Below are 12,569 nucleotides of genomic sequence, written 5' to 3'. Positions count from 1 at the left end.
ATGACTTGATGGATCGTATCCGCCACGTCCGGCTCTCGTCCGTCGTTCTCCCGCTCGACCGCCCGGTCAGCGACGCCAAAGTGCTGACCGGGCGGCAGCGGCCGATGACCGCGATCGTCTTCCTGTTCGCCGAGATCGCGACCGAGCAGGACCAGCACGGCATCGGCTTCAGCTACTCCAAGCGGGCCGGGGGGCCGGCGCAGTACGCGCACGCCAAGGAGGTCGCGGCCGGCCTGATCGGCGAGGACCCGTCGGACATCGGGAAGGTGTACGACACGTTGCTCTGGGCCGGGGCCTCGGTCGGCCGGTCCGGGGTGGCGACCCAGGCGATCGCGGCGATCGACATCGCGTTGTGGGACCTGAAGGCGAAGCGGGCGGACCTGCCGCTGGCGAAGCTGCTCGGCGCCCATCGCGACTCGGTCCGCGCGTACAACACCTCCGGCGGGTTCCTGCACGCGCCGATCGAGGAGGTCAAGGAGCGCGCGTCGAAGTCGCTGGCGGACGGGATCGGCGGGATCAAGATCAAGGTCGGGCAGCCGGACACGCGGGTCGACCTGGACCGGGTCCGCGCGGTCCGGGAACACCTCGGCGACGACGTACCGCTGATGGTCGACGCCAACCAGCAGTGGGACCGGCCGACCGCGCTGCGCTTCGGGCGGGTGCTGGAGGAGTTCGGTCTGGTCTGGATCGAGGAGCCACTGGACGCGTACGACGCCGAGGGGCACGCGCAGTTGGCGGCGGCCCTGGACACCCCGATCGCCACCGGCGAGATGCTGTCCAGCGTCACCGAGCACGTCCGGCTGATCGAGGCCCGGGCCGCCGACATCATCCAGCCGGACGCGCCGCGGATCGGCGGGATCACGCCGTTCCTCCGGCTGGCCACGCTCGCCGACCACAACGGTCTGCAGCTGGCACCGCATTTCGCGATGGAGATCCACCTCCACCTCGCGGCGGCGTACCCGCGCGAGCCGTGGGTCGAGCACTTCGAGTGGCTGAATCCACTGTTCGACGAGCGGCTGGAGACGCTGGACGGCCGGATGATCGTGCCCGACCGGCCCGGCCTGGGCTTCACCACCTCCGAGCAGTGCGCGGCCTGGACGGTGGACGCCTGCGAGTTCGGCACGCGATGAGCGGGCTCGCGCACGAGGTCGTCGAGCAGTTGCGGGCGCGGATGCTCAGCGGCGAGCTCGCCCCCGGGGACAAGCTGCCGGCCGAGAACGCGCTGGTGGACGAGTTCGGGGTCAGCCGGACGGTGATCCGGGAGGCGGTGTCGCAACTGCAGGCCGCCGGGCTGGTGGAGACGTTCCAGGGCCGCGGCTCGTTCGTCCTGGCGGTGCCGGAACGGCCCCCGGGCCTGCGGGAGGTGCGGTCGCACCAGGACGTGCTGGATCTCCTCGACTTCCGCACCGGCGTCGAGAGCGAGGCGGCCGGGCTGGCGGCCGCCCGGCGTACGGCGCATCAGCTCAAGGCGATCGAGCGGGCACTGGCGGACTTCCGGCGGATCGGCGAGGACCCGAGCCGGTCGGTGGAGGCGGACTTCGCGTTCCACCAGAAGATCGCGGCCGCGTCCGGGAACCGCTTCTACAGCGAGCTGATCGGCTCCCTCGGCCCGATGATGATCATGCTGCCGCGGACCCGGCTGGACCCGGCGTACGAGGTGGCCGACGCCGGCCATCTCGCCCGGGTGACGCTCGAACACGAGAACATCCACGACGCGATCGCGCGGTCCGATCCCGAGGCCGCCCGGGCGGCGGCGCGGGTGCACCTGTCCAACACCCGCCACCGTCTCACCAGCGAGCGGTTCCCGGACTGAAGCCGGGGAAGCCGACGATGCCTGACCAAGGCCGATTTGACCGTGAGTGATACTTTCCGGGAATCATGTTCTCGCTCGACCAGCTGGCCGCCTTCGTCGCCGTCGCCGAGGAACTGCACTTCGGCCGGGCCGCCGAGCGGCTCACCATGACCCAGCCGCCGCTGAGCCGGCAGGTGCAGAAGCTGGAGCGGGCGGTCGGCGTCCGGCTGCTCGAGCGGGACAACCGCCGGGTCGCGCTGACCGATGCCGGGCGGGCCTTCCTGACCGAGGCCCGGCGGCTGCTGGCACTGGTCGAGACCGCGGGCGACCTCGCCCGCCGCGTCGACCGGGGCGTGGCCGGGACGCTCCGGCTCGGGTTCACCGCGACCTCCGCGATCAGGACGCTCGGCCCGCTGCTGCGCCGGATCGCCGACGAGCTACCGGATGTCGACGTGCTTTTGCACGAACGGGTCACCCCCGCGCAGATCGACGGTCTGCTGCGCGGCGAACTGGATCTCGGCCTCGGCCGGCCGCCGTTCGACGCCCGGGTGCTCGACTCCCGGATCGTCTTCCGCGAGCCGCTGTGCGCCGTCGTCCCGGCCGGCCACCGGCTCGCAGTTCTCGGCCGGCCGCTGACCGCGCCCGACTTCGCCGGCGAGGACGTGATCAGCTACTCCCCCAGCCAGGCCCGCTACTTCCACGAGCTGACGATCCGGTTCCTCGCCGACGCCCGCCCGCGGATCGAGCAGCGGGTCGAGCAGATCCTGACGGTGATCCTGCTGGTCGCCGCCGGCCGCGGGGTGGCGCTCGTGCCGGCGTCGGCGCGCAGCCTCGGCGTCGACGGCGTGACGTACTGCGAGGTCGGCGTACCGGGCGAGCCCGTCGAACTGCACGCGATCTGGCACCGTGAATCCACCAACCCTGTCCTGCATCGCGTGCTCACGATGCTCGCCGAGCATCAATGAATCCACAATTGATCTTGGACAGGCATCTGAACTCGTTCCTAGCCTGACCTCGTGACCCACTACTCCCCGACCGAACTGGCCGCTCAGCTCGAGACCGGGCTGCTGTCCTTCCCCGTCACGCACTTTCACGACGACCTGAGCTTCGACGAGACCGGCTACCGCGAGCACCTGGCCTGGCTGAGCCAGTACGACGTGGCCGGCCTGTTCGCCGCGGGTGGCACCGGCGAGGGCTTCTCCCTCACGCCGGCCGAGATCGACACCGTCGTCCGGACCGCGGTGGCCGAGATCGACGGCGAGGTCCCCGTGATCGCGCCCGCGACCGGTGGGACGGCGGCCGCGATCGCCCAGGCCCGGGCCGCCGAGGCCGCCGGCGCGGACGGGATCCTGCTGCTGCCGCCGTACCTCACCGAGGCCGGCCAACGTGGTCTGATCGAGCACGTTTCCGCCGTCTGCCGCAGTACGTCGCTCGGCATCACCGTCTACAGCCGGGCCAATGCGATCTTCACCGACGTCGCGGTCGCGGAGCTCGCGGACCGCCACGAGAACCTGGTCTGTCTCAAGGACGGCGTCGGGAACATCGAGCTGATGACCCGCACCTACGCCCGGGTCGGTGACCGGCTGGTCTACATCGGCGGCCTGCCGACCGCCGAGACGTTCGCGCTGCCGCTCCTGCAGCTCGGCGTCAGCACCTACTCCTCGGCCATCTTCAACTTCGTGCCCGAGTTCGCCCAGGGCTTCTACGCCGACGTCCGGGCACAGGACCGCGCGGGCGTGTACCGCAAGCTGAACGAATTCGTCCTGCCCTACCTGGACATCCGCGACCGCGAGAAGGGGTACGCCGTCTCGATCGTCAAGGCTGGCGTGGCCGCGATCGGCCGCCCGGCCGGCCCGGTCCGCCCACCCCTGCAGAACCTGACCGAGGACGAGCTCGCCCAGCTCACCGAGCTGATCGGCCGGATCAAGTGACTCCCACGGTCGCGTCGGTCGAGGTCGTGCCGGTCGCCGGGTACGACAGCCTGCTGCTCAATCTGAGCGGGGCGCACGGGCCGTTCTTCACCCGGAACGTGGTGATCGTGACCGACAGCTCGGGGAACACCGGCGTCGGCGAGGTCCCCGGTGGCGGCCGGATCGCGTCGACGATCGCCGAGGCGGCGGAACTACTTGTGGGCCAGGAGGTCGCGCGGTACCGCGGTCTCCTGCGCACGGTCGCGCGGACCTTCGCCGATCGGGACGCCGGTGGCCGTGGCCGGCAGACCTTCGACCTGCGGACGACGGTGCACGCGGTGACCGGGCTCGAGTCGGCGCTGCTCGACCTGTTCGGGCAGCACCTCGGCGTGCCGGTGGCCGAGCTGCTCGGTGACGGGCAGCAGCGCGATCGGGTGCCGGTGCTCGGCTACCTCTTCTACGTAGGCGATCCGGCGCGTACGGACCTGCCGTACCTGACCGGCGACGGATTCGGCGACCGCTGGTCCGCGCTGCGCCGCCGGCCGGCGCTGACACCGGACGCGGTGGTGGCGCTGGCCGAGGCGGCACAGGAGCGATACGGGTTCGCGGACTTCAAGCTCAAGGGTGGTGTGTTCGCCGGCGCGGAGGAGATCGCGGCGGTGACCGCGCTGGCGAAGCGGTTCCCGTCGGCCCGGATCACGGTCGATCCGAACGGCGCCTGGCCGGTGCGTGAGGCGATCGCGTTGTGCTCGGGGCTGGACGACGTGCTCGCGTACGTGGAGGACCCGTGCGGGGCGGAGGAGGGGTTCTCCGGGCGCGAGACGATGGCGGAGTTCCGGCGGGCGACCGGGCTGCGGACGGCGACCAACATGATCGCCACCGACTGGCGCGAGCTGGCGCACGCGATCCGGACCGACGCGGTGGACATCCCGCTTGCGGATCCGCACTTCTGGACGATGGCCGGCTCCGTGCGGGTCGCCCAGTTGTGCCACGACTTCGGGCTGACCTGGGGTTCGCACTCGAACAACCACTTCGACATCTCGCTGGCCATGTTCACCCAGGTCGGCGCGGCCGCACCGGGCGAGATCACGGCGCTGGACACGCACTGGATCTGGCAGGACGGTCAGTCACTGACCAAGGAACCACTGCGGATCGCCGACGGTGCGATCGCCGTACCGACGCGTCCGGGCCTCGGGATCGACCTGGACCGGGACGCGCTGGCGGCGGCGCACGAGCTGTTCCGGGAGCACGGGCTGGGTGCGCGGGACGACGCGATCGCCATGCGGTATCTGCTGAAGGACTGGGTGTTCGATCCCAAGCGGCCCTGTCTGGTGCGCTGATGTTCACCTGGTGTTGCGCGCGGTAGGTTTCCATCGGTTGCAGTCGTCCAGACCTCGCCCTCGCCGGAGGAATGTCATGCGCTGGCACAAGCCGCTCGCCGCTGCCGTTGTCCTGACCGCTCTCACCACCCCCTTGACGGCCGCGGCCGCCCCGCAGGACGGAGGTGGATCCTGCTCGCGGGACGCGCGCTTCCTCGGGTTCAGCGACGCGCTGGACAAGACGGCGTTCGAGGGCCAGCCGGTGGCCGGATTGTCCGCGCTGAGCATGACCGGCCGGAGCAGCGCGGTGGCGTTGGTCGACAACGTCGGGACCACGCCGGCCCGGGTCTTCGACCTCGACATCAGCAGCGAGCCGACGATCAGCGTGGACGGGATGACGATCCTGCGGCGCCCGGACGGTACGCCGTACACGGGTGCCGACTTCGACGGCGAGGGCCTGGTCGTCGAGCGCGGTGAGCGGACCCTCCTCGCCACGTCCGAGCGCGAGCCGTCGATCCGCCGCTTCCGGCTGTCCGACGGGCTGCAGGTCGGTTCGCTGCCGGTGCCCGCGCGGTTCCAGGTCGCTCCGGCCGGTGAGGCGACGACCAACGCGACGTTCGAGTCGCTCGCGGTCAGCCCGGACGAACGATCCCTGTACGCCGGGATGGAAGGACCGCTCGCTCCCGACGGCACGGACGCCGACGGCCGCTCGCGGAACCGGATCATCAGGTACGCCGGCCGGCCAGGCCACGACTACCAGCCGGTCGCGCAGTACGCCTACCAGACCGATCCCGGGCTCTCGCTGGTCGAGCTGGCCGTGGTGGACCGGGACGAACTGCTGTCGATGGAGCGCGCGTTCGTACCGGGCGTCGGCAACACGATCCGGGTGTTCACGGTGTCGCTGCGCAAGGCCGCCGACGTGACCGCGCGGGCGTCGCTCGCCGACGCTCCGGACAAGGTGTTCCTGCGGAAGGAGCTGCTGTTCGACCTGGTGAACTGCCCGCCGTCAGGTGCGGTCGCCAAGCAGCCGCAGCCGAACCCGCTGCTGGACAACGTCGAGGCCCTCGCCCTCGGCGGTCACCTCCCCGGCGGCCGCCGGCAGCTCTACCTGCTCTCGGACGACAACAACGGTGCCACCCAGATCACCCGGTTCTACTCGTTGGCCGTCGACCTGCGCTGACCGGGAAGCTGACGTGGCGTGATCCCTACCCGCGCGTCACAATGTGTGAATGCGCGTGATCGTGGTGGGTGCGGGCGTGATCGGGCTGACCTGTGCGGTCCGGCTGGCCGAGGGCGGGTACGACGTGGCCGTGTTCGCCCGCGACCTGCCGCTGGAGACGACGTCCGCGGTGGCGGCCGCGATCTGGTACCCGTACCTGTCGGCTCCCGCGGACCGGGTGGCCGCCTGGTCGCGGACGTCGTACGACGAGTTCGCCAAGCTGGCCGAGATCGAGCCGTCGGTGCGGATGCGGCACGGACGGGAGTTCCTGGTGCACCGGACGCCGGATCCGGCCTGGGCCGACGTGCTGCCCGATCTGACCAGGGTTCCGTCGCCGCCGGTCGGGTTCGAGGACGGCTGGGCGTTCACCGCGCCGCTGGTCGAGATGCCGGCCTACCTGCGGTCGCTGGTCAAGCGGCTCGAGCAGGCAGGCGGCACGCTGACCCGTGCGGCGCTGTCGGCGCTGCCCACCACGGCCGACGTGGTCGTGAACTGCACCGGTCTGGGCGCCCGGCTGACCGCTGCGGACCCGACCGTCACCCCGGTCCGCGGCCAGGTGCTGACGGTCGAGCAGTGCGGGCTGACCGACTGGCTCGTCGCCGACCGTTCGCCGGGCGAGCTCACGTACGTCGTCCCGCGCGACAAGGACGTGGTCGTCGGCGGCACGAGCGAGCCCGGTGACTGGAACCTCGCCGTCGATCCCGCGACCGCCGACCAGATCCTGGAGCGCGCGGCCGAACTGGTTCCTCAGCTCCGCACGGCGAAAGTCCTCCGGCACCGCGTCGGCCTCCGTCCCGCGCGGCCGACGATCCGCTGCGAGCTCGTGCGCACCAGGACCGGTGAACCCGTCATCCACTGCTACGGCCACGGCGGCTCCGGCGTGACGCTGTCGTGGGGCTGCGCCCACGAGGTCTTCGAGTTGATCCATGGCCTCTGACCGGCCGGTCATCCTCGACGGCGGTCTGTCGAACGCGCTGGAGGACCGGGGCCACGACCTCTCCGACGCGTTGTGGTCGGCGCGGCTGCTCCGGGACGCACCGGCAGAGATCGCCGCGGTCCACCGGGCGTACTACGAGGCCGGTGCGATGGTCGCGACGACAGCCAGTTACCAGGCGAGCGTGGCCGGGTTCGAGCGGGCCGGGGTGTCGCGGGCCGAGGCCGAGCGGTTGATCGGCGACAGCGTCCGCATCGCCCGGGCGGTGTGCGACGAACAGCCCGGACGCCTGGTGGCCGCATCGGTCGGCCCGTACGGCGCGATGCTCGCGGACGGCTCGGAGTACCGCGGCCGGTACGGCGTGAGCCCGTCGGTCCTGCGCGACTTCCACGGTCCGCGCCTCGAACTGCTCGTCGACGCCGGACCGGATCTGCTCGCGATCGAGACCATCCCCGACGTCGACGAGGCCGAGGTCCTGGTCACGCTGCTGGGCGAACTGGATTTCCCCGCCTGGTTCTCCTACTCCATCGCAGGTTCGCGCACCCGGGCGGGGCAGCCGCTGACCGAAGCCTTCGCCGTGGCCGCCGTCGAGCAGGTGGTTGCGGTCGGCATCAACTGCTGCACACCGGACGACGTACAGCACGCGGTCGAAACCGCGGTCGCCGTCACCGGCAGACCCGCGGTCGCCTACCCGAACAGCGGCGAGTCCTGGAACGCCGGCGACCGCCACTGGACCGGGTCCGCCGCGGACAGCACGTCGCTCGCACCCGGCTGGCTGGCCGCCGGAGCACGCTACATCGGCGGCTGCTGCCGAGTGGGGCCGGCCGCCATCCGCAGGCTGGCCGCTGCGATCGGCTAGCGAAGCTTGGTCGCTAGACGCCCAGCACCTGGCAGAGGAGGTCGAGGGCGCCGGGGTAGGCGTGGTCGGGTGGGGTGCCGTAGCCGACGATGACCGCCTGGCGGGTGCTGGGAGTCGGGTCGACGTGATACCTGCTGAGGGTGGCCAGGCCGAGGCCCTGGCGGGCGGCTCGGTGGACGATGTCATCGGCGTCGCCCGGGACGTCGAGGAGGACGTGCAGACCGGCGGAGATGCCGGCGACCTTGACCTCCGGGGCACGAACGGCGAGCAGTTCGACCAGGCGGTCGCGACGGCGGCGGTAGTGCAGGCGGCACCGGCGGACATTCCGGTCGTAGTGGCCGGAGGCAATGAACTCGGCGAGGATCAGCTGGTCCAGCGTCGCGGTCTGGAAGTCCGCGGTCCGCTTGGCCGCGACCACCGGCTCGATCAGCCGCTGCGGCAGCACCATCCAGGCGAGCCGCAGCCCCGGCGCGAGACTCTTGCTCGCCGTGCCCGTGTACACGATCCGCTCGGGGTCCAGCGCCTGCAGTGCACCCACCTGCTGCCGGTCGTACCGGAACTCGCCGTCGTAGTCGTCCTCGATCAGCACCGCCCCGGCCTCCCGGGCCCACTCGACCGCCGCCGTTCGGCGTTCGGGCGCGAGCGGCACGCCCGTCGGCATCTGGTGCGCCGGCGTCAGCAGCGCGGCCTGTCCGGACAACGCCGAGACCTGCGCACCCGACCCGTCGACCGGGACCGGCACCGGTTCGAGACCACGTGACCGGACGACGTCCAGGTGCAGCGCGTACCCGAACTCCTCCACCGACACCGTCGTCCCGCCCAGTGAGCTGAGCACCTCACTGAGCAGACTCAACGCCTGCACGTAGCCCGAGCAGATCAGGATCCGCTCCGGGTCGGCCCGGACGCCACGCGCCCGGGCCAGGTAGTCGGCCAGCATCCGGCGCAACTCGATCCGCCCGCGCGGGTCGCCGTACCCGAACGCCTCGTTGGGTGCCGACGGCAACGCCTTGCGGGCCGCCGCCAGCCACTCGCTGCGCGGGAACGTCGACACGTCGGGTGCCCCGGGCATCAGGTCGTACCGGAAGGGCCTCGCCGCGGACAGCCCGGCCGGCAGCGGCGGTACGGCGTCCGGCGGGGTGCCGGCGCGGTTGGCGACGACCGTGCCGGACCCCTGGCGCGCGGTCAGCCAGCCCTCGGCGACCAGCTGGCCGTAGGCGTCGGCGACCGTGTTGCGGGCGATGCCGAGATCCTTGGCCAGCGACCGCGACGACGGCAGCCGGGTGCCGGCCGGCAGCCGGCCGCTGCGGATCGAGGCGTGCAACGCCCGGACGAGGTCGGTCCGCCCGCGCGTCGCCGCCAGATCCAGGTGCAGATCCGCCCCCGCCGTGGTGCCGTCCATGACAGTGGACCTTATCCCCCGGCCTCAGTCCGGGGCGGGTGTCGTCAGCGACTCCTCGAGCATGTCGATCATCGCCGCGTGCCGCTTCTGCGCGGTGTCCGAGCGGCCGAGCGCGATGACGTCGAGGAACACCCGGCTGACGATCAGCTCCGCCGCGGTCCGGATCCGGTCCGGGTCGGCGACGACGTCCTCGGCGCCGCCGAGCACCTCGGCGACCGTGGCGGCCGCCTCGGCGAACAACTCGGCCGCCCGGGCGGCGATCTCCGGGCGTGCCTGGGCCTCCCGGAAGACGATGATCCGCACCGACCGGTTGAGCTCGAGCTCCTCGGCCATCACGCTGACGACGGCCCGCAGCCGCTGCCGGACCGAGCGGCCACGCGCCGCGCTCGGGAGGACGTCGCCGGGCGTCGGCCGCTCCTGGACGACGGCCAGCAGCAGATCCAGCTTGGTGGCGAAGTGGTAGAACACCAGGCCCGACGGCACCCCGGCCTCATGGGCGATCCGCGCCGTCGACGTCGCGTCGTACCCGCAGTCGGCGAACAGGCGCTCGGCGGTCTCGATGATCACCTGGCGCTTGGTGTTGCGGGCGGGGGCGTGCGCGGTCATAGATCGCTCCGTCCAGCGGCGGGCCGGTGATCCCCCTTCAACTCCGCGGCTGCCTCGGCGGCGCGCCGGAGGGCCTTGAAGATGTAGTCCGGCACCCGCACACCCTGCCGATGCGCCCACAGCAGCTCGTGCTCGACCCGGCCGACCTGGCGGGCGTAGTGCCGCAGGTCCGCCGCGTCGCCGGTGCTCATCTCCAGCGCGCTCATCACCTTGCCGAACTCGACCCGCTGCCGGTCGGTGTCGACCCCCACCGGGCCGAACGTCCGCTTCCGCAACGTCCTGACCACCCAGCGTTGCCAGCCGCCCAGCTGGGCCCACAGCTCCCGGGCGGCCATCTGGTAGTAGGCGAAGTGACCGGGCTCCTGACGCTTGATCGGGGCAACCACCGTGGCCGCGATCGCCCGTTCGCCAAGCTCGAGCAGGCCGGCGTGAAGCTTGTTGTAGGCAAGCACTGCCGACCGCTCGGTGGCCAGTCCGGTCAGGTAGTACAGCATCCGGCTGACGTCCTGGATGCCGCGTGCCCGGCCGAGCGCGCCGAGCAGCTTCAGCTTGAACGACACGTCGTCCAGGTTGGGCTCGGCGGGCTCGAGACCGGCCAGCACCTGGACGCGGTCGAGGATGATCCCGTGGTGGGTCTCCTGCGGCAGCCACACGTCGGCGTAGAAGTGCCGGTCGACCTCCGGCGGGTCGGGCAGCAGGATGTTGAGCTCGAGCACGTTCCGCTCCACCTCGAGCTCGACCCGCGACATGTACGACAGCACCGACCCGAAGCGGCCGGCGAGCTCGGCCGGGCGGTGGATCGTGTAGTCGACGCTGTCCAGCGGGATCGGCGGGTGCTCCTCCCCCAGCCGGTCGACGTGGTCGGCCAGTTTCGGCCGATTTCTCCTCCGGCGGTCCCCCCGGCGACGAGAGACCGACGCATTCACCAGCGCCATTTCGCGGCACCTCACTTCGTCGAAGGGAACGCCCGGTCGATCACTGCCAGCATAGCCAGTGACTGACTGATCAGTCAGTCAGAAATCTGTGAAGTCAACGACATCTCCTCTTCGAAGCCCGGCCGCAGGTGGACGGGTCTGCGGTTAGCATCGCGGCAACGCGCGGGGAAGCAACAGTCCTCGGCGTTCGATCTGTTCCGCACCACTCCAAGGGGAGAGCCGCCGTGACCGACCAGACCACTCCCGTTCCGTCCGCACCGGAGTCCGGCTACGCGCCGGTGAACGGCCTGCAGATGTACTACGAGCTCCACGGTTCCGGCGGGACGCCGCTGCTCCTCCTGCACGGCGGGTTGTTCAACATCGACCTGCAGTTCGGCGAGCTGCTGCCGAGCCTCGCCGCGAACCGCCGGGTGATCGCCACCGACTTCCAGGGGCACGGCCGGACGAACGACGCCGACCGCCCGCTCGGCACCGAGTCGCTGGCCGGCGACGTGGTCGGGCTGCTGGCGCACCTCGGCGTGCCGAAGGTCGACGTGTTCGGCTTCAGCGTGGGCGGGGCGGTCGCGCTGCACCTGGCCATCCGCAACCCCGAACTGGTGCGCAAAGCAATCATCTCGTCGGTCTCGTTTCACCCGTCCGGCGACCGCGAGGAGAACGCCGACGCGGTCGGCGAGATGAAGGTCGAGATGATCGCCGGTACGCCGATGGAGGCGGACTACCTGGCCAAGTCGCCGCACCCGGACCACGAGCACCTGCAGGTTCTGCTGACCAAGCTCGGCGGCTACGACACCGGCGCCGGCGGCTGGACCGACGACGACGTCCGCGGGTACGCCGCGCCCACGCTGATCACCGTCGGCGACAACGACGCGGTCAAGCTCGAGCACGCGGTGAAGTTCGCGCAGCTGCGCGGCAGCGACGTGAACGGCGACTTCGCCGGCGTCCCCGCCTCCCAGCTCGCGGTCTTCCCGGGTACCACGCACTTCTCCGGTCTCGCCCGCACCGACCTCGTCCGCGACGTCGTCCTGCCGTTCCTGGACGCGCCGATGCCGCAAACCTGAGCCGACGGGAATGGCCCCTGGATTCACTGCGGAAATGGACCAGGGGCCCGGGCCGTTCGGGACCTACGGTGGTGCCATGAGCACTTCGACGCGGCGGGTCAAACTCGCCAACCTCGTACCCGGCTTCTACCAGGCGATGATCGAGCTGGACGCGGTCTCGGCCACCGGCCTCGACCCGGCGCTGGCCCACCTGGTCCGGATCCGCGCCTCCCAGCTGAACGGCTGCTCCTACTGCACCGACATGCACTCCCTCGACCTGCTGCACCTCGGTGACAACCAGCAGCGGATCGCCCTGCTCCCGGTCTGGCGCGAGTCGCGCACGTTCTACTCCCAGCAGGAGCAGGCCGCGCTCGAGCTGACCGACGCGATCACGCTGATCAGCGTCGACCACGTGCCGGACGACGTGTACGACCTCGCCGCCAAGGCGTTCGACGACAAGGACCTGGCCCAGCTGATCGCGCTCATCGTCACGATCAACGCCTGGACCCGGATCGGTGTCACCGGGCGGATGGAGCCCGGCCACTACAAGCCGAGCTGA

General features: G+C 71.2%; 13 protein-coding genes. 10 read left to right on the top strand and 3 right to left on the bottom strand.

Annotated features, from left to right (window positions below; all coding sequences use genetic code 11):
• Positions 1-8: 8 nt before the first annotated feature.
• From E1218_RS00845 to mmuM, 8 genes are all read left to right on the top strand, one after another.
• Positions 9-1,130, top strand: a complete 1,122-nt coding sequence (locus tag E1218_RS00845) for an L-talarate/galactarate dehydratase (protein WP_132315133.1) — start codon at positions 9-11, stop codon at positions 1,128-1,130.
• A complete protein-coding gene (locus E1218_RS00840) occupies positions 1,127-1,813 on the top strand; it encodes a FadR/GntR family transcriptional regulator (RefSeq protein WP_132315131.1) in 687 nt (228 codons plus the stop codon). The genes E1218_RS00845 and E1218_RS00840 overlap by 4 nt, the downstream gene beginning before the upstream one ends.
• Before the next feature lie 65 nt (positions 1,814-1,878).
• Positions 1,879-2,757, top strand: coding sequence for a LysR family transcriptional regulator (locus E1218_RS00835; RefSeq protein ID WP_132315129.1), 879 nt, complete (start codon positions 1,879-1,881; stop codon positions 2,755-2,757).
• A 51-nt stretch (positions 2,758-2,808) separates the two neighbouring features.
• Positions 2,809-3,723, top strand: a complete 915-nt coding sequence (gene kdgD, locus E1218_RS00830; protein ID WP_132315127.1) for a 5-dehydro-4-deoxyglucarate dehydratase — start codon at positions 2,809-2,811, stop codon at positions 3,721-3,723.
• Entirely contained in the window at positions 3,720-5,042 is a 1,323-nt protein-coding gene (locus E1218_RS00825) for an enolase C-terminal domain-like protein (protein ID WP_132315125.1), read from the top strand. The genes kdgD and E1218_RS00825 overlap by 4 nt, the downstream gene beginning before the upstream one ends.
• Before the next feature lie 76 nt (positions 5,043-5,118).
• Complete coding sequence (locus E1218_RS00820; protein ID WP_132315123.1) at positions 5,119-6,201, top strand: esterase-like activity of phytase family protein; 1,083 nt, start codon at positions 5,119-5,121, stop codon at positions 6,199-6,201.
• 49 nt (positions 6,202-6,250) lie between these two features.
• Complete coding sequence (locus tag E1218_RS00815; RefSeq protein ID WP_132315121.1) at positions 6,251-7,177, top strand: FAD-dependent oxidoreductase; 927 nt, start codon at positions 6,251-6,253, stop codon at positions 7,175-7,177.
• The gene (gene mmuM / locus E1218_RS00810; RefSeq protein ID WP_132315119.1) at positions 7,167-8,033 is read left to right on the top strand and encodes a homocysteine S-methyltransferase; all 867 of its coding nucleotides are present in this window, start codon (positions 7,167-7,169) and stop codon (positions 8,031-8,033) included. Before E1218_RS00815 ends, mmuM begins: the two co-directional genes overlap by 11 nt.
• Positions 8,034-8,046: 13 nt before the next feature.
• On the opposite strand, the gene pdxR is transcribed toward mmuM, so the two are convergent.
• The 3 genes from pdxR to E1218_RS00795 are packed head-to-tail and all read right to left on the bottom strand — an operon-like array spanning position 8,047 to position 10,973.
• A complete protein-coding gene (pdxR, locus tag E1218_RS00805) occupies positions 8,047-9,432 on the bottom strand; it encodes a MocR-like pyridoxine biosynthesis transcription factor PdxR (RefSeq protein ID WP_132315117.1) in 1,386 nt (461 codons plus the stop codon).
• 24 nt (positions 9,433-9,456) lie between these two features.
• A complete protein-coding gene (locus E1218_RS36485) occupies positions 9,457-10,038 on the bottom strand; it encodes a TetR/AcrR family transcriptional regulator (protein ID WP_202865695.1) in 582 nt (193 codons plus the stop codon).
• Positions 10,035-10,973, bottom strand: coding sequence for a GTP-binding protein LepA (locus tag E1218_RS00795; protein WP_233711913.1), 939 nt, complete (start codon positions 10,971-10,973; stop codon positions 10,035-10,037). Before E1218_RS00795 ends, E1218_RS36485 begins: the two co-directional genes overlap by 4 nt.
• Positions 10,974-11,197: 224 nt before the next feature.
• Here E1218_RS00795 and E1218_RS00790 point away from each other — a divergent pair, with 224 nt between their 5' ends.
• Complete coding sequence (locus tag E1218_RS00790) at positions 11,198-12,031, top strand: alpha/beta fold hydrolase (RefSeq protein ID WP_233711912.1); 834 nt, start codon at positions 11,198-11,200, stop codon at positions 12,029-12,031.
• Positions 12,032-12,107: 76 nt separating this feature from the next.
• The gene (locus E1218_RS00785; RefSeq protein ID WP_132315115.1) at positions 12,108-12,569 is read left to right on the top strand and encodes a carboxymuconolactone decarboxylase family protein; all 462 of its coding nucleotides are present in this window, start codon (positions 12,108-12,110) and stop codon (positions 12,567-12,569) included.

Source organism: Kribbella turkmenica, assembly GCF_004348725.1.
Classification (GTDB): Bacteria; Actinomycetota; Actinomycetes; order Propionibacteriales; family Kribbellaceae; genus Kribbella; species Kribbella turkmenica.
The sequence above is the reverse complement of the archived record's forward strand: the minus strand, read 5'-3'. Positions and strand labels throughout refer to the sequence as shown.

Bases quoted from the DNA above. Each gene is read 5' to 3' on its own strand.
- E1218_RS00845 (WP_132315133.1), top strand. From the start codon at position 9: ATGGATCGTATCCGCCACGTCCGGCTCTCGTCCGTCGTTCTCCCGCTC.
- E1218_RS00840 (WP_132315131.1), top strand. From the start codon at position 1,127: ATGAGCGGGCTCGCGCACGAGGTCGTCGAGCAGTTGCGGGCGCGGATG.
- E1218_RS00835 (WP_132315129.1), top strand. From the start codon at position 1,879: ATGTTCTCGCTCGACCAGCTGGCCGCCTTCGTCGCCGTCGCCGAGGAA.
- E1218_RS00820 (WP_132315123.1), top strand. From the start codon at position 5,119: ATGCGCTGGCACAAGCCGCTCGCCGCTGCCGTTGTCCTGACCGCTCTC.
- E1218_RS00815 (WP_132315121.1), top strand. From the start codon at position 6,251: ATGCGCGTGATCGTGGTGGGTGCGGGCGTGATCGGGCTGACCTGTGCG.
- mmuM (WP_132315119.1), top strand. From the start codon at position 7,167: ATGGCCTCTGACCGGCCGGTCATCCTCGACGGCGGTCTGTCGAACGCG.
- pdxR (WP_132315117.1), bottom strand. From the start codon at position 9,432: ATGGACGGCACCACGGCGGGGGCGGATCTGCACCTGGATCTGGCGGCG.
- E1218_RS36485 (WP_202865695.1), bottom strand. From the start codon at position 10,038: ATGACCGCGCACGCCCCCGCCCGCAACACCAAGCGCCAGGTGATCATC.
- E1218_RS00795 (WP_233711913.1), bottom strand. From the start codon at position 10,973: ATGGCGCTGGTGAATGCGTCGGTCTCTCGTCGCCGGGGGGACCGCCGG.
- E1218_RS00785 (WP_132315115.1), top strand. From the start codon at position 12,108: ATGAGCACTTCGACGCGGCGGGTCAAACTCGCCAACCTCGTACCCGGC.